Origin of the sequence: Paenibacillus sp. NPDC058898 (assembly GCF_049316025.1) — a bacterium.
Lineage (GTDB): Bacteria > Bacillota > Bacilli > Paenibacillales > Paenibacillaceae > Paenibacillus_AQ.
The window spans coordinates 853,852-875,725 of record NZ_JBMOSM010000002.1; the positions used below are offsets into that span (position 1 = coordinate 853,852).

Here is a 21,874-nt window from a genome sequence, read left to right on the forward strand (position 1 = left end):
TTGACCGACGTAACGAATCGGACCCGTTATCCCCTACTGACCGGCACCATGCCGTGTTCAAGGAACTGCTCCGGAGCGAACTTCACTAGCCTGTTTCTATAGGGACACTCTCAATCCACGGCATCCCTTCCCTGTAAAGAGGCACTAGCTACTTTTCTCCATCCACGCATTTATTACATATGCAAATATATAGGGTTTATTATATGCAACCTTTCGGGATATGGCAAGTTTCATTTCCCCATTTTAACCCCATCTGACTGATTTTAATCGTGATCCCTGATCTTATTCCGACTGAAGCCTGGTGAGCTCTGCCCGGAGCTCCCTGATCTCGGCAAGCCAGCTCGCCTCGTCCCCGGCTTCAAAATCTTCGGCTGATAAGCCCAGTAATTCCTGAATCCGATATTCGAGCTCCATTCGCCGATTGTCCTTCTCCGTATTCCCCCTGATCACACCGGTTCTCGAGGCCTGTTCCTCCTCCTCATCCACACTTCCCTCAAACCAAACCGGAGCTCCCCCAGGCTTCAGCGTGAGCAGCCGGTTCGCGATTTTGCGCACCAGATACCGGTCATGGGATACGAGCGCAATCGCACCCGGAAAGCTCACAAGCACTTGTTCAATCACCTCGCGGGTATCCACATCCAGGTAATTCGAGGGTTCATCCAACACGAGCAGATGCGCCCCGCTGAAATACAGCTTGAGAAAAGCCGTTCTGCACTTCTCCCCCATGCTCAGCTGCCCCATCTTCTTAAACACATCGTCCCGCCTGAAGAGGAACGAGCCCAGCAAGGTACGCGCACGGCTCTCCGTCATTCCCGGAATGACGAGCAGACTGTCCAGAAGCGTGGTTTCGGGTTCCAGCCCCTCAAGTTCCTGTGAGAAATAACCGATCTTAACGGAAGGATTTCGGGTAATTCGGCCCTCCTGCGGTTCGATTTCGCCCAGCAGCAGCTTGAGCAGTGTCGTTTTCCCGCTCCCGTTAGGGCCTCTTACGGCCAACCTGTCGCCGCGGTTCAGATAGAAGGTGAGCTTATTAAAAAGCGGTTGATCTTCGTAACCAAAACAGATGTCCTTCACTTGGACAAGGGTACGGCCGCCGAAAGCTTCCCCTTCCAGCTCCATGTTCAGCTTAGGACCGCTTCGCGGTTTATCCACCCGCTCTGCTTCCAGCCGTTCCAGCGCTTTTTCCTTGGCATGATATCTTGAGATGTTCTTCTTGGCCTTGGCCTTGTAAAAGCTGGCGGTGATTTTGACGTCATTTACGTCCCCGGCCGCGTTATGCGCTTTATGGAACCACTCCTCATATCTTCGGATCGATTCCTCCAGCGCTTTGCGGGCCAGCTCCTGCTTGCGATAAAGCGTCTCCTGCTCGCGCAGCTCGCGTTCTTTTTCGCGCCGGTAATCCGTGTATCCTCCCCGGTAACGCCGGAGTTCCTCCGAGGTCAGCTCACAGACGGCGGTCGCCACCCGGTCAATGAATTCCCTGTCATGGGATACAAACAGCACCGTTCCTTTATAAGTCGACACCAGCCACTGCTCCAGCCAGACCAGGCTTTCACTGTCCAGATGGTTCGTCGGCTCGTCAAGCAGCAGAAATTTCGGGGCCGACACCAGGAGCGCCGACAGCATCACCTTCGTCTTCTGGCCTCCGCTCAGCTCGCGGTAGGATACAGGCCACACCTCCGGCCCGATGCCCAGCATCGTCATCGCTTTCTCCACCTCGGTCTCCCACTGGAAACCGTTCTGGGACTCATAACGCTCCAGCAGATTGCCATATTGCTCAAGCAATGGTTCCATTTCTGCAGGGCTGCCGCCATTCATCCGCTGCTCGACGCCGGCAAGCTGAAGCTTCAGCTGCCATAATGAAGGATGACTGCGGCTGCGCACCGTATCGATAGCACTCCTATCGATTTCGTCCGGCTCATCCTGCTGCCTGAGCCAGCCCCAGCGCTCTCGCGGGAGAATCGTCTCCACAACGCCCGAGGTCGATTCGAGCTCGCCGGCCAGAATCGAGAGAAGCGTGGTTTTACCGGTACCGTTGCGCCCGTACAGCGCAATCCGTTCTCCTTCCGCCACCTCCAGCTGAATGCCTTTAAACAGCGGCCTTCCTTGGAGCTCCATACTTATATCTTTCGCTTTTAGAATCATAGTCATATCGTCTCATCCTCTCTCTTTGAAAAAACTAAAAAACCGCAAGCGATGGCCTGCGGCGGATGTTATAAAGAGAGATATGGGTCTGGTCTGAATGAACGGGACGAATTTGCATGACCGACACTAACTTCGGCTGTTCATTCCAGTCCAGCCTTGACTGCTATTGAAATGAAGCTCAATAACCTCGCCGTTAGCGGAAGCTGCAAATCCGTTCCATGGATGTGATTGTATTTCATTAGAGTACCATTTCAACATAACAAAAAGAGGCACCCCAGTCACATTGTTCAGACACACCAAATCTCTCCTCTACCGCCGTAGAGAAACGCCTGCAAACCACATGCAGTTGTTTAGAGAAAAGGGTGTCTTACTTCATTGGACTAGGTTACCTCGCATTCTTGGAATGAAATTATGGTCATTATAACAGATATTCTGCGCTTGTAAAAGGGGGGATTAGAGGAATATTTGGATTCCTATGATTGACACATCTAATATACAAATTGCCCCCTATGCTGCCCCATGTTTATTCCGGTCCCATTCGCATTTCGCAAAAAAAACAAACAAAAAACCCTTGTCACCAAGGGTTTTCGTTCTAACTATAAGCGGGTGATGGGAATCGAACCCACGCTACCAGCTTGGAAGGCTGGAGTTCTACCATTGAACTACACCCGCACATATACCTACAAAAGTGACGCTATGCTTCGGAGCATATTTTGATTACTTTTGCGAGGCCCTAATTCATAAGCGAATCGGGACGACACGATTTGAACATGCGACCCCCTGGTCCCAAACCAGGTGCTCTACCAAGCTGAGCTACGTCCCGATAATGAAGATGGCGTCTTTTGAAGACAAAAATAAATATACCATGTCGAACATATAATTTCAACATGTATTTTATGGAAAATGGATCGCCCGTATATTAAAGCAAACAGCATCCTTCCCGGGAGGGAAGGATGCTGCTTTACCTTGACCTGATATGAGGGCTGTGAAAGCACCTTGCCTATTTTTTGTCGAAGGTCACTTCTGGTGTCGTTAATTTATCATAAAAATCCACAATTTTGTCTTTATCCTCCGAAGCACGGAGTGCCATGGCGGAGCGCGGATGTTCGTCCAAGGTGCCTGTAATCATGTAAGGCATGATATAACCCCACTCTTCTTTTTCGCGAAGAGGGATCATGTAGCGCTCGATAATATCCAGTACCGGACGCAGCTCATACTTCGTGCCTTTCAGATGGGTAACCAGAAGCTCGGTCGGGCAGTTGCCAGCCGCACGTCCCATCCCGTACACGGATGCATCCAGAAGCTCAACGCCAAGATCTGCAGCAACCAGCGTGTTGGAGAACGCCAGCTGCATGTTGTTATGGGTATGAACGCCCAGACGTTTGTTCGGCAGATGGGTCTTGAACTTATTTACAAGGTATTCCATATCTTTATGATCAAGGCTTCCGTAAGAATCGACGATGTAGACCACATCCACGACGCTCTCCTTGATCAGCTCAAAAGCTTCCAGCAGCTCGTTCTCCATCACGTTGGAGAGAGCCATAATGTTCAGCGTAGTCTCGTAACCACGATCGTGGAAGGTCTGAACCAGCGCAAGCGCCTTATCCACGTCTTTGATGTAACAAGCGACACGGATGAGATCCAACAAGCTTTCCTCGCGTGGTAAAATATCGTCTTCATCCACACGGCCGATATCTACAAGGGCGGACAGTTTGGTCTTGCCTTTATGAGGAATCACTTCTCTGAGGAAGTCATCATCCAGAAAACGCCAAGGGCCCGCCTGATCAGCGCCTTTCAGCAGTTTAGGCGAATTTTTATAACCGATTTCCATATAGTCCACGCCAGCCTCATTCAGGCCCGCATATAAATTTTGTACGAATTCCACACTAAAATCCCAATTATTGACCAGTCCGCCATCGCGAATGGTACAGTCTACAATCTTTGTCTGACTACTCTTAATCATTCTAAGCTAAACTCCTCTCGGCAATTTTTCTCTTCATCATACTTGAATGCCGGTTGAAAAGTAAAGCAAAAACGTCCGAAAGACGGACGTTTTTCTAAGGGATATGGACTCCCACTGACATCTTCATTTCATAGCAAGCGATTCAATCCATGACGACCTGGACCTGCTTAAGAATCCAGTCGGTGATGGTGCGAACGAGCACACCCGTTGCCCCTTTGGGATCCACGCCCCGCTCCTTGGATAAGTAAGCCGTACCTGCTATGTCAAAATGCACCCAGGGCAGCCCATCAGCAAATGTCCCCACAAAAAGACCACCCGTTATCGTCCCGCCTTCTCGGCCCGTCTGATTTCGTAAATCCGCCACCTCACTCTTCAATTTATCCCAGAACTCCGGATAGGATGGAAGCGGCCATATTTTTTCGCCGGCCCTCCGAGATGAGGTAATAAGCTCTTGCAAAAAGGTCTCATCATTAGTTACGGCCCCAGTGGCTATATCCCCAAGAGCCGAAACGACAGCACCTGTCAATGTGGCCACATCAATCAAACGCGAAGCCCCGAGCTGCTTGGCATAAGTTACTCCGTCCGCAAGCACAATACGTCCCTCAGCATCCGTATTCAATACTTCGATGGTGCGACCGCTCAGCGTCGTGACAATATCGCCGGGTTTAAAGGCACTACCGCTCATTACATTTTCCGCTGACGGAATCACCATCACTACATTTACCCTGGGACGAATCCGTCCGAGCGCTTCCATAACGCCCAGTACGGTAGCCGCCCCGCCCATGTCGCTGATCATATCCTCCATCCCGGATGCCCTCTTCAGCGATACACCACCAGTATCAAACGTAACCCCCTTACCAACAAGGCCGATCACATCCTCCCACGTCTCCCGTCCCTGATAACGGAGCGCAATCATGCGCGGTGGATGTATGCTGCCTTTACCTACGGCCAGAAGGCCGCCCATGCCCTTCTCGACAAGTCCTTCCTCGTCCAGTACCTGTGCTTCAAAACCGTTCCGTTTTGCAACCTGAAGTGCCTTCTGGGCCAAGTCTTCCGGCAACAGCATATTGCCGGGCAGGTTCGTTAAATCCCGTGCCAGACAGGTCGCTTCTCCAATCGCTGCGCCTAATGACATCCCCTTCGTCCACCCAGCTTCAAATTCCGCATCCATAACTTCTTCTATATAATAGAGGATTTCTTCTAAATTCGTTTGTTCGGCAGCATCACGTTTATAATGAGGTTTCCAATAGCTTCCGAGGATAAAACCTTCAGTTAAAGCCTGAGCAGCATCTTGGGGAGTCTGTTCGGCAGTGAAGTTGACCATCGTATTCGGAATTTGAATGGCAGCACTGCGTACACCTGATTTCACGGCGGCTTTCCCCGCCTGTGCTGCAAGCAGCCGCAGCTGCTCGGATGTCAAGATTCCTTCGGGACGGCCCAGCCATATTAACAGGCGTGATTCACCATCGATGCTCTCCGGCCATACGAATGACCGATTGGGAGTTCCGTCAAATAACCGACTCTCGGCCAACGGTTTGAGCAGTGGATCCCAGGCCTCGGAAACACCGCCTTCCGCCGTTTGTTTTTTCGTTACGGGAATGATGATAGCATCGGTATGCACCTGCCCGGATGATAAGCTGCCTTGTAATGTCCACTTCATGCGATCTTCTCCTCCTAAAAAAAGAAAAAGCCATTCCATCGGAACAGCTGCTCTCGTATTTATTTCAGGCATGAATCGTACATTCTTATACTTCCGAAACGTCCAATTTAGGAAATGTAATCACAAACTCCGTCCCGCTACCAACCTGACTATCCACGGCAATCGAGCCACCATGATTTCTAATAATACTGTAACTCACGGATAATCCCAGCCCCGTTCCGCTCTCTTTCGTTGTGAAAAATGGATTGAACAGATGGTTCAATGTATTCTGATCCATGCCGCCACCGTTATCCGAAATGCAGATGTTGATATGTTTCCCCGTATCGCGGGCGGAAATATCAATCACTCCGGTGATATTCTCATCATGATGCTCATTAATCGCATCCAGGGCATTTTTAATAATATTCAGAATCACCTGTTTGATCTGCTTCACATCCACGGAAATAAACGCAGGTGGGGTCTTATCAGTGTGCAGAATAATCTGGCATCCCTTCATTAAGGCTTCACTTTCAGTTAGTAGAACGACTTCCTTCAATAAAGAGGATACGGACACAATCTTGGTTTCTGGAGCAGAGGGTTTGGAGGAATTTAGAAACTCATATATAATATCATTCGCACGATCGATCTCCGTAAGGATAATTCTGGCATATTCGTCCTTACCTAAGCTTACGAGATGTGGACGAAGCAGTTGGATGAAGCCACGGATGGAGGTCAGCGGGTTCCGTATCTCATGGGCAATGGATGCCGAGATCTTTCCCAGCATGGCCAGCTTATCGTTCTGATAAGCGGTTTGCTCAATTCGTTTGAAGTCAGATACATCCTTCACGCTGATCAGAAAATCGCCTTCCATCTGGTCCCCATAAGTCATGGTGATCAACCACGATCTGCCATATTCATCAACCAGTTCATGAAATCTCTTGCGATGGAATACCGTTTCCCGGAAAATGCGAAGTATTTTTCTCTTCTTGAATCTGGAGAGCTGGGGATGACGCAATAGTTGGGTCAGCGTACAGCCAGTCAGCGATTTACGGGATACACCTAATAATTTTGCCATCTGTACATTAACAAATGCCAACACACCGTCACTATCAAAGAGGATGATCCCGCTGTCGAGATTCTCCAGTATGTTCTCATACTTGTTCCTAATAAGCTGGCTGGAATGAAAAGAACGAATAGCCTGCAGCTCAGATTCACGGATTTGACTCAACAAGATGGCTCCCCCTTTTCTTGAAAAGTTGAACTCACCAAACCGACAAAAAACCTTGCAATAATCAGCTTGTCCGCCTTTGAATCAGAAGCAGCCCGAATCTGCTTCCTTCCATGATAGTCATCGAGACAAAGAAACGTCAATCAGAAATCCTGTCGAAAAATGGGAAATTGCATAAAAATACCATCCTTAGTTCTTATGTATTTCTGTTTATGTATTGTATCTAACCCCTATTCCCAAACAACTAAAATAAATATTACCCCCTTTGATTCCATTTGAAACATTAAAAAAGCCCCGAAAATTCACGAGGCTTTATTAATTCCTGTTAAGGTTGCTTCTGGAGCCGGAGCCTGCGCTGACTCATCACGGCAAGTCGTCTTTTCAGTTCGCCCTGCCACTTCTCATCCTCCATCCATTTGGCAACCACCAGGAGATCTAACGACATATCAATCTGACTCTGAACCACCGTTAGCGGATCCTCCGACTCCCGGTTGACAACATTCTCAAAAATCGCGTCCTCATCTTCCATCACATAATCCTGAAAATCCACCTGGGATGCTCCGTCACCATGGGCATATTCGGCTAATATTTCATACTCATTCTCAACCCGATGGTGTACTTCGACGCGATGGCAGACCGGACAAGACAGCAGGGGAACATTATGTACTTGAGTGCGATAATGCTTCAGTGTACCCTTTGTACCCATCATACTAGCCCCACAGCAAAAACTCATATCGTTCACCCTCCTTTTGTGGATTCTCAACCGTTTCAAAATATTGTATTCGCTTTCACTCCCGCTAATTCCTTCATGAAAAAAACCTCGATTAAAAATTTAGGCACGATTCCCTATGCTTAAGTCTGTAAGCCTATATATTTATTATATATCAACGCAAGAGCGGTTCTCTAAACAAGAGTCTTCCCCGATTTCATCCAATAAAAACAGAGGTGAAAAAACCCCCATTACCTGCACATAATGTCAGATAATGAGGGTTGCCTTAACTTTAAGGAAATGGAATTACAGGTTGCTGTCGCCTGGTTTCCAGTTCATCGCGCACAATCCGCCGGATTGAAGTGCTTGAAGAACGCGAAGCGTTTCTTCTACACTGCGGCCTACGTCGTTATGGTTAACAACTTGATATTTCAATTCGCCTTCTGGATCGATGATGTACAAGCCGCGCAGAGCAACGCCTTCTTCTTCGATCAGAACACCGTAGTCTCTTGCTACATTTTTGGTGATGTCGGAAGCCAGTGGGAAGTTCAATGCTCCCAGACCATTAGCTTCTTTAGCTGTGTTGATCCAAGCTTTGTGGCTGTGGATAGAGTCAACACTTACACCCAGAATTTCAGTATCCAATGCTTTGAATTGATCGTAAGCATCGCTGAGAGCCGTGATTTCAGTTGGACATACAAAAGTGAAATCAAGCGGATAGAAGAAGAATACGAGCCATTTGCCGCGGTAGTCGGACAGGCTTACTTTACCAAAATCTTTACCGTCTCCTGATACAGTTTCCATTGTAAAATCAGGAGCCGCTTTACCAACCAAACGTTCTGCCATGATTGAATTCCTCCTTAACATATGTAAGAAAATACGAGTATTTTCTACATGCTATGTTCCTATGAACATTTAATAGAAATGTTATCATTGAGGCTAATCAAAGTCAAGATTGTAAAGGTTACTTTATTATAATTATTATAAATAAGGAGTTTCTTTGAACGAATGCTTCTTCTATTAACGGATAGCCGCGGCGATCAAATCGCCCATTTCTGTCGTGCTGAGCGCCTTGCTCTTATCCACGGCAATGTCAGCTGTCCGATGTCCGGCATCAAGCACCTCGGCAACAGCACGTTCAATTGCGTCTGCCGCATCCTCGTAGCCGAACGTGAGGCGGTACATCAGCGCGACGGAAAGAATCGTTGCAATTGGGTTTGCCAAGCCTTGACCGGCAATGTCCGGTGCCGAACCGTGTACCGGCTCGTACAGACCGAAAGCTCCTTCACCCATGGATGCGGATGCCAGCATACCGATGGAACCTGTCAGCATCGCTGCTTCATCGCTTAGAATATCGCCGAACATGTTCTCGGTTACGATCACGTCAAAGCTGGACGGACGACGCAGCAGCTGCATCGCGCAATTGTCTACCAGCACATGCTCCAGCTCCACATCCGGATATTCAGGAGCGATGCGGTTTACGGTTTCGCGCCACAAGCGGGACGTTTCCAGCACGTTCGCTTTATCGACAGAAGCCAGCTTCTTCCGGCGCTTCTGTGCAATCTCGAAGGCTTGATGAACGATGCGCTCTACCTCCGCCGTGTTGTATACACAGGTATCTACCGCTTCTTCCCCACCAGCACCTTCGCGTCTGAACTTCTCGCCGAAGTATATGCCTCCTGTCAGCTCACGAACGACCATCAAGTCGGTACCTTCGAGAACTTCAGGCTTCAATGTGGACGCATCTTTCAAGCAGTCGAAAATGACAGCCGGACGCAGGTTGGAGAACAAGCCAAGCTCTTTACGGATGCCAAGCAATCCGGTTTCCGGACGAAGCTCCTTCGAATTGTTGTCCCATTTCGGTCCGCCCACCGCACCCAGCAATACAGCATCAGCACTTTTACATACATTCAGCGTTTCTTCTGGCAGCGGCGTCCCTTTCTCATCAATGGCAATGCCGCCAAACAGCGCGTGTTCCGTCGTAAATGAATATCCGAACACCTCTTCGGTACGTTTAATGATCTTCTCCGCTTCCGCCACTACTTCAGGGCCGATGCCGTCTCCGGCAATTACCGCGATTTTTTTCGTTTCTGCCATTCTTCGTCACTCCTTATTTATATATACACTGGTCGTATTTAATCATCTAGTTACTGTTGTAACATACTTCCCCCTCGATTGACCAAGATATAGAAACTATGAACTTAATTCGTTTTGCCTATAAGTAGGGGGAATGTGATCAGAGAGATGCGCTTTGGTGGTGGAGCGCTTTTGAGCTAGAGCTGCTTTCGGGGAGTTCCTCGGGGGAAGTCCTGAGAGAAGGCTATGAGAGAAGGTCATGAGCGAAAGTCGTGAGCGAAAGTCATGAGGAGAGGTTTCTGATGGCCGTTGCTTCGAGGTCAGGCCTGGTGTGGGGGCTCCGAGTACGTATCGTTCCTCCAATCGCTGTTGTCGCCGAATTTCTGGAGTGTATTTTAGGGGTTGAAATCCGGCTCCAAAGGCGACCGCTTCGCTTTTCCGGAATCGATTCGTCCTCTCCGCTGCTTCGAAGCTAATGGATTGGCAGGCCACTGGAGATGAGCACATCTCCCTGACCACAAGGGTGGTGGGAGGTCGTAAGAGCCGCCCTATCCATAAAGCATGGGGCGGCGTAACATCTTGGAGGGACTTGGTTACTCCTAGGCTTTCCTTTTGCTGCGTGTTTCTTGTTCCTACCACTTGCCTTTACTCATGCTTCTTGCTTCTTTAAAATTCACGTTCCCCCACGCCATTAGGGCTTTATGCGAGAGCGGTTTTTGCGAGACTTAGAAGACTTAATCTGGGGGGCTCCGAGTACGTATCGTTCCTCCAGCTGTTGTCCCCGAATTTCTGGATTATATTTTAGGGGTTGAAATTCGGCTCCAAAGGCGACCGCTTCGCTTTTCCGGAATCGATTCGTCCTCTCCGCTGCTTTGAAGTTAATGGATTGGCGTGCCTCCGGAGAAGAGCGCATCTCCCTGACCACAAGGGTGGTGGGAATTTGAAGAGCCGCCCTATGCATAAAGCATGGGGCGGCTCTTCAAGGTAACATCTTGTTGGGAGCTCTTTTACTCCTAGACTTTCTTTTTTCTGCTTGTCTGCTACTTGTGGCTTGCTCCCGCTACTTGGTCCTGTTCCATGCTCCTGCTGCTTGATTTGCTGCTTGTTTCTGCTTCTTGCTTCTTTAAAATTAAGTTCCCCCACGTCATTAGTTACATTTTTCTGCCAATACGCTACAATAGTGGTGAATTTGTCTTATACCCTAAACGACCAAGGAGTGATCATTGATTATGCAGTACACTGCTCTAGGTAAATCCGGTATGAAAGTAAGTCGTTTATGTCTGGGGACGATGAATTTCGGTCCTGCCACGGATGAAAAGGAAGCCTTCCGCATCATGGATGCAGCGCTTGACGCCGGCGTCAACTTCTTCGATACGGCAAATGTCTACGGCTGGGGCGAGAACTCCGGGCTGACTGAAACCATTATCGGACGCTGGTTTAATCAAGGCGGGGGCCGCCGCGAGAAAGTCGTTTTGGCTACCAAATTCTACGGCTCCATGAGTGATCCTCTGGATGGCCCCAACAATGAAGCCGGACTATCAAGCTATAAACTGCGCCGTCATCTGGAAGCATCGCTGAAGCGTCTGCAGACAGATCATATCGAGCTGTACCAAATGCATCACGTGGATCCTTCTGTCACATGGGACGAGTTATGGGGAGCTTTTGAGGTTGCGGTTCATCAAGGAAAAATCGGATATGTCGGATCCAGCAACTTTGCGGGCTGGCAGATTGCGGTTGCACAAGCCGCAGCTCAGAGCCGGCACTTCCTTGGCTTGGTTTCCGAGCAGCATAAATACAGTCTAACTTGTCGATTGCCGGAACTCGAAGTGCTTCCCGCTTCACAAAAGCTCGGACTCGGCGTCATTCCATGGAGCCCGCTGGACGGTGGACTGCTGGGACGCAATGCGCTTAAGAAAATAGAAGGCACACGCAGCGGAGGCAATGCGGAACGCGTGGAGAAGTATCGCTCGCAGCTGGAACAGTTCGCGGCACTCTGCCAGGAGCTGGGCGAACCGCAGGACAATGTCGCCCTTGCCTGGGTACTTAAGAACCCGGCGGTTACGGGACCGATTATCGGACCGCGCACGCTGGAGCAATTCGAAAGCTCCCTGCGCTCGCTTGAGATTGAACTCGATGAAGCCGTGATGAAGCGTCTGGATGAAATCTTCCCGGGTCCGGGCGGCGCGGCTCCGCAGGCCTACGCCTGGTAAGATTCGGATTCCACTTCGAGGCCCAAATGAAATGCTGTCTTATCTCGTTGATCAGCTGCATCAAGCCGGTATCGGCGCACTGCAATGAGGCGTTAAGAGCTCGGTGCAAGTGTCTTAATACCAGCATTACACGTCTGGCCAACAGCTTAATAAAACAATTAAAAGAGGAGCCGCTTCAACAGCGGCCCCTCTTTTTCATGGTATGCTCCTTCAGCGCTCACACTGCGATCAGAGCTCCCATCACGCCAAGTATGGATTACAGCGTAGCGCGCTCGCGCTGGCTGAACGTTTTGCGTTTCTCGATCAGGACGTTAACGGCATCCACGTAAGCTCGTGCACTCGCCTCCAAAATGTCCGTGCTCAAGCCGCGGCCTTGTGCTGCCACGTCGTTCTGCGACAGCACCACATGCACCTCGCCTTGAGCATCCTTGCCATGCGTAACCGACTTGATGGAATAATCCGCAAGCGTAACCTCTTCTCCGGTCACCTTGTCGATCGCGTTATAGATCGCGTCCACGGAACCGTTGCCCTCGGCCTCTCCCTCAATCGTCTGCTCCGCAGTCGCAATACGAACCCGCGCCGTCGGCGTAGATTCATTGCCGTAAGCAACAAAGATTGTTTCCAGCTTGAACACTTCCGGCGTATCGATCAGTTTCTCTTCCAGCAGAGCCAGCAGATCCTCATCGGATACTTCCTTCTTCTTGTCGGCCAGCACTTTGAATTTGGCGAATGCATCATTCACCTGTTCTTCGCTCAACTCATAACCCAGATCCAGCAGCTTCTCCCGGAAAGCATGGCGGCCGGAGTGTTTGCCTAACACCAGCTTGCTTTCTTTGAGCCCGATGGACTCCGGCGTCATAATTTCGTAGGTCGTCTTCTCTTTCAGCATGCCGTCCTGATGAATGCCCGATTCATGAGCGAATGCGTTCGCGCCGACAATCGCTTTGTTGCCCGGTACAACCATACCGGTCAGCTTGCTCACAAGGCGGCTCGTGCGGGCGATTTCCGTCAGTACCAGCCCCGTCTTCGCTCCGAAAAACTCGGAACGCGTCTCCAGCGCCATTGCAATTTCCTCAATCGCGGTGTTACCTGCACGTTCACCGATTCCGTTGATCGTTCCTTCGATCTGATCGGCCCCGTTCAGAATGGCGGCAAGGGTGTTCGCCGTCGCCATGCCCAGATCGTTATGGCAATGCGCGCTCAGCTGCACCTTCTCGATGTCCGGAACATTTTCCTTCAAGTATTTGAAGATGGCCCCGTACTCCGAAGGATTCAAATAACCCACGGTATCCGGAATGTTCACGACATTGGCTCCTTCGCGCACAGCCATGCCAACAACCTCTGCCATGAAATCCAGCTCCGTCCGGCCGGCATCCTCCAGGGAAAACTCCACTTTGGAAAAGTATTTCTTTGCATAACGGATCGAGGCCTGCGCCGTTTCCAGCACCTGCTGCTTCTCCATCCGCAGCTTAAACTTGCGGTGAATCGGGGAAGTGGCCAGGAACACATGAATGCATGGATCCTGTGCTCCCTGAAGCGCTTCGCGAACCGCATCGATGTCACTCTCTCTGGAGCGTGACAATCCAATGACCGTGACGTCCTTAACCGCGCGTGCCACTGCGTTCACAGCAGCAAGGTCACCGGGTGACGCCGCTGGAAACCCTGCTTCCATGCGGTCGATTTTCAACTTTTCAAGTTGAAGGGCAATTTCCACCTTTTCCCGAGTGTTCAAATTCACGCCAGGAGATTGTTCTCCATCTCTCAGCGTTGTATCAAAGACATAAATCTTTCGCATGTCGGCACCTCCTTGAAGTTTATCGCTTGACGTAAACATCCGGCGGCAGGTTGACTTAATCCCCTGCCGCCGGCTGCTTAATCTAACGGGTCCCGTGCAGCAGCATCATCCATCTCATGCTTGACTGCTCTATACCCGGAAGAATTCCTTATGAATTCTATATATTCTTATTTCTTGATCCAATGCATCATTTCACGAAGCTCGGCACCAACCACTTCAATCGGATGCTCGGACTCGTTGCGGCGGGTAGCGGTCAGGAACGCGCGTCCCGATTGGTTCTCAAGAATAAAGTCGCGAGCGAATTTACCTTGTTGAATATCGGAAAGGACTTCTTTCATTGCCTTCTTCGTATCTTCGGTCACCACACGCGGGCCTGTTACATAATCGCCGTACTCCGCCGTGTTGCTGATGGAGTCGCGCATGCTTGCAAGACCACCCTCATAGATCATGTCTACGATCAGTTTCAGTTCATGCAGACACTCGAAGTATGCCATTTCCGGCGCGTATCCAGCTTCAGTCAACGTTTCGAAACCGGCTTTAACCAATGCGGATACACCACCGCACAATACCGCTTGCTCACCAAACAAGTCTGTTTCGGTTTCTTCGCGGAAGGAAGTTTCGATAACGCCTGCACGAGTACAACCAATACCTTTGGCATAAGCAAGACCGATCGCCTTAGCTTGTCCAGTTGCATCTTTCTCGATTGCGATCAATCCAGGTACGCCAAAGCCTTCAACATACGTACGACGAACCATGTGGCCCGGGGATTTAGGTGCAACCAGAAGGACATCGTTGTCTTTAGGAGCTACTATTTGACCAAAATGAACGTTGAAACCGTGGGAGAACATCAGTGCCGCGCCTTTTTTCAGGTTTGGCTCGATATCGTTCTTGTACACCGCTGCTTGCGTTTCGTCCGGCATCAGGATTTGTACTACATCTGCACGGCTAACAGCTTCGGCTACAGGAAGTACTTCGAAACCATCGTTTTTCGCTTTGTCGAACGACTTGCCTTCACGAAGGCCAATGACAACCTGAAGTCCGCTGTCGCGCAGGTTTTGCGCTTGCGCATGACCTTGGCTTCCATAACCGATAACCGCGATCGTTTTGTCTTTCAACACGCTGAGTTCTGCATCTTGTTCATAATAAGTAGTAATTGCCATTTGTATAAGTCCTCCTTTGATTTTAAAGACCCTTCATGATGAGCGGGTATCTCAATAGACCGATCCCTTTTCCGATCTGCTGAGACACCCGCTCATGTCATGCAGGTGTCTAACGCTTATATTGCAATAACTTTGTCATCCGGATAAAAGAAAAACGTAAAATCATTACGCATTACCGCGAATCATCGCGGTAACCCCGGTGCGGGAAAGCTCCTGGATGCCATACGGCTTAAGCAGCTCGATCATGGCATCGATTTTGACGGTATCGCCAACAACCTGAACCATCATGTTTGCTGTCCCGATATCCACGACGGATGCACGGAAAGTCTCGACAACGCCCATAATTTCCGGTCTGGCCGATGGCTCGGCTTTTACTTTAATCAGGGCGAGCTCTCGGGCTACCATCGGTTTCGAGCTCAGGTTGATAACTTTAATGACATCGATCAGCTTGTAAAGCTGCTTCTCCACCTGTTCCAGCGTTGTTTCATCACCGGTGGTTACGATAACCATCCGGGACAAACCGGATTCCTCCGACTGTCCCACGGTAATACTCTCGATGTTAAAGCCCCTGCGTCCGAATAACCCCGATACGCGCTGCAGGACACCCGGCTGGTCGTTCACTAGTACGGCAATGGTATGTTTTGTACTCATCTTACGCATCCCCCATCAGCATTTGATCGATTGTCGACCCTTGCGTCACCATCGGATACACGTTCTCGCCTTTCTCTACAACGAATTCAACGAGGACGGGTCCCGGTGTTTCCATCGCTTCGGCCCAAGCACGCTGTGCTTCTTCTTTTGTGGTGGCACGAAGTCCTTTGACACCGTAGGCTTCAGCCAGCTTGACGAAATCAGGGCTGCCTGCCAGATCGATGTGGCTGTAACGGTTATCGTAAATCAGCTCCTGCCATTGACGAACCATGCCGAGCACCTGGTTGTTGATAACAACGATTTTTACCGGAATGTTGTTGATGGCACAGATGGCAAGTTCTTGAGAACACATCTGCATGCCGCCATCCCCGTTGATCGAAATGACCAGGCGATCCGGATGCGCCATCTGGGCACCAATCGCGGACGGGAATCCGAATCCCATCGTTCCGAGACCGCCGGAGGTGATCCAGGAACGCGGCTGGTTGAACTTGTAATACTGAGCGGACCACATTTGGTGCTGACCAACGTCAGTCGTTACAATCGCTTCACCCTTCGTGGTGTCGTTCAGCATTTCGATAACCCATTGCGGCTTCAGCACCGTATCCGAATCGACGTAACGGTATGGGTATTCAGCTTTCCATTTTCTAATCTGGTCTCTCCAAGCATCTGCTTTCGCTGCGTATGGAACGAGCGGATTCAGCATCTCAAACACGGTCTTCACGTCTCCGACAATCGGGATATCGGTTGGGACGTTCTTGCCGATCTCAGCCGGATCGATGTCGATATGAACAATCTTCGCATGTGGCGCGAATCCGTCGAGCTTACCTGTAACCCTGTCATCGAATCTTGCCCCGATGTTGATCAGCAGGTCCGACTGCTGAATACCATGGTTCGATGTGTAGGTTCCGTGCATGCCCGGCATTCCTGTCCACAAGTCATGACCGCTTGGGAAAGCACCCAGACCGAGGAGCGTTGTCGTGATCGGAATCCCCGATTTGTTCACGAATTCGTACAGCCCTTCATGAGCTCCGGAGTAAATCACCCCGCCGCCAGCAATGATCATCGGACGCTCAGCTTCCTCAATCGCGCGGGCCAGCTTATCCAACTGAAGTTTGTTTGGTACCGTCCGAGGATTATATCCTCTCAGTTGAATTCGTTCTTCCGGCTGGAACAACGTCGTAGCCGCGGATACATCCTTCGGAATATCGATCAGCACCGGACCTTTGCGGCCGGTTGAAGCGATATGGAAGGCTTCGTGAATCACCCTTGGCAGATCCTTTACATCCCTTACCAGATAGCTGTGTTTCGTAATCGGCATCGTGATGCCCGTAATGTCCGCTTCCTGGAAAGCGTCCGTACCGATCAGGGTTGTTGCAACGTTACCGGTTATAACAACGAGCGGAACGGAATCCATATAAGCTGTTGCGATACCGGTCACAAGGTTCGTTGCCCCCGGTCCTGAAGTCGCTATGCACACACCGACTTTGCCGCTTGCGCGAGCGTAACCATCAGCCGCATGAATGGCGCCTTGTTCGTGACGGGTCAAGACGTGATTAAAGTCCTCAAAACCATACATGGCATCGTAGATGTACAGGACCGCTCCGCCCGGATACCCGAAGACGCATTCGACACCTTCGAGCAGAAGACTCCGAAGCAAGATTTCCGATCCGGTAATCACTTCAGGCTTCAACCATTTCTCTCGTAATTGTTCTGTAGACCGCACTTCTGGAGTTTGCGCGCTCATCAGTCATCCTCCTCTCAAATATTGGCACTCTTCATTCAAGCAACAAAAAAACCTTCCGTCGCCACACCCGGAGTATCTCCGTGTGAGGGACGAAAGGTTTAGCTTCCGTGGTACCACCCATGTTTGCCCTACACTTCGCAGTGTAAAGCCTCAGCAGGTATGAAGAACATAATGAACACAGCTCTTCAATATCTGCAGTCCGTAACGTGGACTAAGACGATTCCCCCTAATAAACGCTGTTACGACTTAATGCGATAAAGTCATAGCGTAGCATCTTTCAGGGAAACAGCTCCGAGGTGAGCTCGTATAAAAGGGGTTTTGGTGGTGGTTTCAGCTGATCCATCCACTCTCTGAGCAAAAGAGCCCTTTAAACTTCGTCCTCATCATTGCCGATTGGATATATTCGTTAAAATGTTTAGAAACATTATATGATTCATTCATTCCAGAAGTCAACACATTTATTTTACTTCCGATGAAAGGTTTTCATTCACAACTGGAGCAATCCCTTCGTTTCCTTAATGCAAAACACGCTCTTAAACCCTGCTACATATGATAAATGGAGCTATCCTTAATCGCGGTGAAGGGAGGAAACAACACGATGATCCGCTATCGAAAACCGGAGCAGGATGATCCGATGATTCTACAACTCATTGAATCCCAACTCGTCCCGCTTTCCCATATGACAAAAAAAGAGCTGGACGTCATCCGTAAGGATATTCCCTCTCGATTACGACGCGGCGTGACCCTTGTTGCTTCGCCTCAGGATAACGATAAAATCATTGCCTTTGTCCACTTTATGATGCACGGCGAACTGCTGTATATCGATATGCTGGCCGTCGCATCCACCGCACAGCGAAAACGGTGGGGTGTCCGATTGATGGAACATGCCGAACGTTTCGCTGTATCCCGCGGATGCAAACGTGCCAAGGTCATGGTGGACATTGGCAACCATACCGGCCTAAACTTTTACCGAAAGCTTGGCTACACGGTAACCAGAATCATCGAACCCAGTCGATGTTATGAGCTGGAAAAGATTTGGTTCCTCTAATTACCAGAAGAAGCCCGGGCCGAAGCCTGGTCCGAAGCCCGGGCCAAAACCACCAACCCCTGGACCAAACCCTGGACCGAAGCCTGGACCAAATCCTGGACCAAAACCACCAAACCCAAATGGAGATGTACCTATCGCAAGCAGATCAAACAATGCAAGCGGAACAATCGCCTTGATTTTCACCTTTTTACCCTTAGTTGCCTGTTCCACAAAAAGCCGGTTGCCGCCGGATACACGTACCAGCTTGCCTGTCACCATAGTCCCGTCTTTCTTATACGCTACGATCTGTTTGCCCACATATGATTTCACCTTTGCCTTACTGACAGGTTTGTGCATAAGATCCCTCCTCAGGTAATATACAAGTCATTCTATTCCGGAAGGGGTTCCCTTGCTTGTTTCATGGCCCTCACTACGACTAAAGATGGGTGAACCGCTCCACGATGCGGAGCACAGAGCTTACGATTCCTATGTATGACGGACAGGAGCACAAAATAAAAAAACCGCCGTACTATTACGGCGGTTTCTTCATACACGTATAATTAAGCGTTCACTTTTTCTTTAGCTACAGTAGCCAAAGAATTGAACGCGTTCAGATCATTAACAGCCAAATCAGCCAGCATTTTACGGTTAATGTCCACGCCAGCAAGCTTCAGACCATGCATCAATTTGCTGTAAGACAGACCATTTTGACGAGCAGCCGCGTTGATACGAACGATCCACAATTTACGGAAATTACGTTTCGTATTGCGACGATCCCGGTATGCATAAACGAGGGATTTCATAACCTGCTCGTTAGCTGTTTTAAAAATGCGGTGTTTGGAACCGAAATAACCTTTCGCAAGCTTCAATACTTTTTTATGTCGACGACGAACGACAAATCCGCCTTTAACTCGTGCCATATCAAAAGACCTCCCAATAATTGTTGTTTACTATTTCAAGTTAGCCAGACCTTGCTTCAAACGTTTAACATCTCCAGGCGCCATAACTGGGCTATTGGACAATACGCGCTTCGCACGCTTGGATTTGTGGGAAAGCAAGTGGTTTTTGTAAGCTTTATAACGTTTAACTTTACCAGTACCAGTAATTTTGAAGCGGCCTTTCAGGCTGCTATGTGTTTTCATTTTAGGCATTGTAGTACTTCCTCCTCTAATTTCTCTTAGGCTTTTGGAGCCAAAATCATAATCATGCTGCGGCCTTCCAATTTCGGTTGACGTTCAATGACGCAGAGATCCGCCACTTCCACCTTCACGCGCTCCAAAATCTTCTGACCAATGCTAGCATGGGTGATTTCACGACCACGGAAACGCACAGAGCATTTCACTTTATCGCCGTCTTTCAAAAACTTAACGACATTGCGAAGCTTGGTTTGATAATCATGCTCCTCAATGTTGGCTCGGAACCATACTTCTTTGATATCCACAATTTTCTGGTTCTTACGTGCTTCCTTCTCTTTCTTCTGCTGCTCATAGCGGAATTTACCGTAGTCCATGATGCGGCATACCGGCGGTTTCGCCTGAGGGGCCACGTTCACCAGATCCAGATTGAGATCAATTGCCATTTGCAGTGCTTCACGAATCGGCTTGATCCCGATTTGTTCACCTTCGGCACCAACCAAACGTACTTCCTTGGCCCGAATCTCGTCATTGATCATATGTTCCTTACTGATAGTCCTCCACCTCCAAATTACTTGTTGTTCCTGTTTGCAAAAAAAAATAAAGGGATGACGGGTTAATCACCGACATCCCTATTTGATACTCATCTCACAAATGAAGTTGAATCCATTCATTGATTTCGTGATCAAACCAGCCAACACATGTCGGTCAGGTGAGAAGCGGCGCTTCTGCTTGCAATCAGATATTCTGTTTAACAGACTAGGATAGTATAACAGGTCATCCTATCTTCTGTCAACACAGATGGAATAAAAATTGGATTAGCCTTGTTTGCTTTGAACTTCTTCAAGGCGCACAACCCGGGTATGCTCCGTATGGCTCCACTGCTTGTTGTTCTGCGTGAAGAACGCATATACCGTGATAGGATACCACGACAGCAGGTAAATCGGGAACAGCACCAGATACAAGTACACCTTCTTGTACTTCACCTTCTCCAGAATCATCGCTATCATGAACGTGAACACATTCGCCGCGATCGCCGTAAAGCTCAGCCACAGCGGTAAGTAACCGTATAGATTCGCGATATTCGGACCATCGAAGAATGAGGTGTCAACCCAGATGATGGCTGTCAACAAGAAAGTCAGCAGCACAATATAAACATTGACCCCGTACAATGCCAAGTCCAGCTTCACGAGGCTGCGTTCTTTAATGGCACGCCACAGCAGCGGGAAGAAATAACGGCGGGCAACCGTAAAGTGACCCTGCATCCAGCGCAGACGTTGTCTGGCCGAAGCCTTAAACGTAAGCGGCTTTTCGTCAAATACCTTAGCGTCATAGTTGAACTTCGGATACACACCGCGCATAACGCTGCGCATAGTGAACTCCAAATCCTCGACCAGACTGGTTGCGCCCCAGCCGATCTCCTTCAGGAGATTGGTCTCAAAGCACATTCCCGTACCGCCGAGAAAGTTCGCCATGTTCAGATTGCTGCGGGAAAGCTGCCACAAGCGGTTGATATACCAGTAAGACACCCCATAAGAGGCAGTTATCCAGGAATCCTCAGGGTTCTTGGTATCGATATATCCCTGGATAACTCTTGCTCCAGAGCAAAGATCATTGTTCATTTCGTTCAGGAAATTCGGATCTGCCAGATTATCCGCGTCAAACATGACGACCGCATCATACTGGCGCGGCATTGCCCAGAGCTCTTTCAGCATCCATTCGATGGCATAACCCTTGCCTCGAAGATTCTGATTCGTACGCACGCAGGCGTTCATCCCGTGGGCACGGACGATCTCTGCTGTACGATCTGTACAATTGTCGCAAATGACAAATACGTCGTACAGATGTTTCGGATAATCAAGCTGTTTCAGGTTCTCCATTAATGCACCGACAACCTGTTCTTCGTTGTGCGCAGCAACTAACACTGCAAATGATTTATTGGGTTTAAAATGTTGTTTCTTTTTTCTTTTGACCAGACCAAACAAAGAGAATACGAACTGGTACACACCCACCGCGGCCAAGAATAGTTGGAGCGCGATAAAGATGGCGTCTGTCATGATTCTCCGTTACCCCCTTTTTATAACCCGAGAATGTTTGTTATTTTTTTCTCTCTAAGTTTTTCGCTTTTTTTGTTGTTGCTATGACCCTGTGACTTGTGTCTGTCCTTCTTGTAGCCTCGGTGCCGCGGGGCAACTTCGCACGTCATACACGATTTTCCACACTTTTGAATCTTTTGTCAAAACCGTGGAATGCTCTAATTCACGGAAAAACTTCGTAAAAGAGCTCAGCTTGCAATCCAGTTTGCCAGCAAGCTTCGTTTCAAACGGCTTTAGTTCTTATTTTCATCCGTTTCCTTGCTTTTTATTTCTCTTGGCTGCCCATTTTTTCTTTTTC

19 protein-coding genes and 2 tRNA genes are annotated in these 21,874 nt (G+C 49.3%); 3 read left to right on the forward strand and 18 right to left on the reverse strand.

Annotated elements, in window-relative coordinates:
• Window positions 1-282: 282 nt before the first annotated feature.
• From abc-f to leuB, 9 genes are all read right to left on the reverse strand, one after another.
• Entirely contained in the window at window positions 283-2,151 is a 1,869-nt protein-coding gene (gene abc-f / locus ACOZB4_RS08170; RefSeq protein ID WP_379407450.1) for a ribosomal protection-like ABC-F family protein, read from the reverse strand.
• A gap of 595 nt (window positions 2,152-2,746) precedes the next feature.
• Window positions 2,747-2,817 (reverse strand) — tRNA-Gly (locus ACOZB4_RS08175).
• A gap of 77 nt (window positions 2,818-2,894) precedes the next feature.
• Window positions 2,895-2,968, reverse strand: a tRNA-Pro gene (locus ACOZB4_RS08180).
• Between the two features lie 177 nt (window positions 2,969-3,145).
• A complete protein-coding gene (locus ACOZB4_RS08185) occupies window positions 3,146-4,108 on the reverse strand; it encodes an aldolase catalytic domain-containing protein (RefSeq protein WP_098748573.1) in 963 nt (320 codons plus the stop codon).
• A 142-nt stretch (window positions 4,109-4,250) separates the two neighbouring features.
• On the reverse strand, window positions 4,251-5,768 hold the full coding sequence (locus tag ACOZB4_RS08190) for a leucyl aminopeptidase (RefSeq protein WP_379407445.1): 1,518 nt from the start codon (window positions 5,766-5,768) through the stop codon (window positions 4,251-4,253).
• Between the two features lie 85 nt (window positions 5,769-5,853).
• Window positions 5,854-6,978: an ATP-binding protein gene (locus ACOZB4_RS08195; RefSeq protein ID WP_076324534.1), complete on the reverse strand. Its 1,125-nt coding sequence runs from the start codon at window positions 6,976-6,978 to the stop codon at window positions 5,854-5,856.
• Window positions 6,979-7,300: 322 nt separating this feature from the next.
• Window positions 7,301-7,708, reverse strand: coding sequence for a hypothetical protein (locus ACOZB4_RS08200; RefSeq protein WP_015737147.1), 408 nt, complete (start codon window positions 7,706-7,708; stop codon window positions 7,301-7,303).
• A 282-nt stretch (window positions 7,709-7,990) separates the two neighbouring features.
• Complete coding sequence (locus tag ACOZB4_RS08205) at window positions 7,991-8,530, reverse strand: peroxiredoxin (protein WP_009593058.1); 540 nt, start codon at window positions 8,528-8,530, stop codon at window positions 7,991-7,993.
• A gap of 174 nt (window positions 8,531-8,704) precedes the next feature.
• Window positions 8,705-9,781, reverse strand: coding sequence for a 3-isopropylmalate dehydrogenase (leuB, locus tag ACOZB4_RS08210; RefSeq protein ID WP_076324535.1), 1,077 nt, complete (start codon window positions 9,779-9,781; stop codon window positions 8,705-8,707).
• A gap of 251 nt (window positions 9,782-10,032) precedes the next feature.
• Between leuB and ACOZB4_RS08215 the strand changes: the two genes are divergently transcribed.
• Window positions 10,033-10,236 carry a hypothetical protein gene (locus ACOZB4_RS08215; RefSeq protein ID WP_379407437.1) on the forward strand — a complete coding sequence of 68 codons (204 nt, stop codon included), beginning with the start codon at window positions 10,033-10,035 and terminating at the stop codon, window positions 10,234-10,236.
• Window positions 10,237-10,989: 753 nt separating this feature from the next.
• A complete protein-coding gene (locus ACOZB4_RS08220; RefSeq protein WP_379407435.1) occupies window positions 10,990-11,970 on the forward strand; it encodes an aldo/keto reductase in 981 nt (326 codons plus the stop codon).
• A gap of 256 nt (window positions 11,971-12,226) precedes the next feature.
• On the opposite strand, the gene ACOZB4_RS08225 is transcribed toward ACOZB4_RS08220, so the two are convergent.
• From ACOZB4_RS08225 to ilvB, 4 genes are all read right to left on the reverse strand, one after another.
• Window positions 12,227-13,765 (reverse strand): 2-isopropylmalate synthase, encoded by a 1,539-nt coding sequence (locus ACOZB4_RS08225; RefSeq protein WP_076324538.1) that lies wholly within the window; start codon window positions 13,763-13,765, stop codon window positions 12,227-12,229.
• A gap of 167 nt (window positions 13,766-13,932) precedes the next feature.
• Window positions 13,933-14,925 carry a ketol-acid reductoisomerase gene (gene ilvC / locus ACOZB4_RS08230; RefSeq protein ID WP_009589347.1) on the reverse strand — a complete coding sequence of 331 codons (993 nt, stop codon included), beginning with the start codon at window positions 14,923-14,925 and terminating at the stop codon, window positions 13,933-13,935.
• A 165-nt stretch (window positions 14,926-15,090) separates the two neighbouring features.
• A complete protein-coding gene (ilvN, locus tag ACOZB4_RS08235; RefSeq protein WP_379407429.1) occupies window positions 15,091-15,576 on the reverse strand; it encodes an acetolactate synthase small subunit in 486 nt (161 codons plus the stop codon).
• A 1-nt stretch (window position 15,577) separates the two neighbouring features.
• Window positions 15,578-17,320 (reverse strand): biosynthetic-type acetolactate synthase large subunit, encoded by a 1,743-nt coding sequence (gene ilvB / locus ACOZB4_RS08240; RefSeq protein WP_213643476.1) that lies wholly within the window; start codon window positions 17,318-17,320, stop codon window positions 15,578-15,580.
• 598 nt (window positions 17,321-17,918) lie between these two features.
• On the opposite strand from ilvB, the gene ACOZB4_RS08245 reads away from it, so the two are divergent.
• Window positions 17,919-18,368 carry a GNAT family N-acetyltransferase gene (locus tag ACOZB4_RS08245; protein ID WP_379407424.1) on the forward strand — a complete coding sequence of 150 codons (450 nt, stop codon included), beginning with the start codon at window positions 17,919-17,921 and terminating at the stop codon, window positions 18,366-18,368.
• On the opposite strand, the gene ACOZB4_RS08250 is transcribed toward ACOZB4_RS08245, so the two are convergent.
• From ACOZB4_RS08250 to ACOZB4_RS08270, 5 genes are all read right to left on the reverse strand, one after another.
• Window positions 18,369-18,704 carry a hypothetical protein gene (locus ACOZB4_RS08250; RefSeq protein ID WP_379407421.1) on the reverse strand — a complete coding sequence of 112 codons (336 nt, stop codon included), beginning with the start codon at window positions 18,702-18,704 and terminating at the stop codon, window positions 18,369-18,371.
• Window positions 18,705-18,907: 203 nt separating this feature from the next.
• Window positions 18,908-19,267 carry a 50S ribosomal protein L20 gene (gene rplT / locus ACOZB4_RS08255; protein ID WP_006212255.1) on the reverse strand — a complete coding sequence of 120 codons (360 nt, stop codon included), beginning with the start codon at window positions 19,265-19,267 and terminating at the stop codon, window positions 18,908-18,910.
• A 30-nt stretch (window positions 19,268-19,297) separates the two neighbouring features.
• Window positions 19,298-19,498: a 50S ribosomal protein L35 gene (rpmI, locus tag ACOZB4_RS08260; RefSeq protein ID WP_007127239.1), complete on the reverse strand. Its 201-nt coding sequence runs from the start codon at window positions 19,496-19,498 to the stop codon at window positions 19,298-19,300.
• 26 nt (window positions 19,499-19,524) lie between these two features.
• On the reverse strand, window positions 19,525-20,019 hold the full coding sequence (gene infC / locus ACOZB4_RS08265) for a translation initiation factor IF-3 (protein WP_114149316.1): 495 nt from the start codon (window positions 20,017-20,019) through the stop codon (window positions 19,525-19,527).
• 279 nt (window positions 20,020-20,298) lie between these two features.
• Complete coding sequence (locus ACOZB4_RS08270; protein ID WP_076324543.1) at window positions 20,299-21,537, reverse strand: glycosyltransferase family 2 protein; 1,239 nt, start codon at window positions 21,535-21,537, stop codon at window positions 20,299-20,301.
• Window positions 21,538-21,874: the final 337 nt, after the last annotated feature.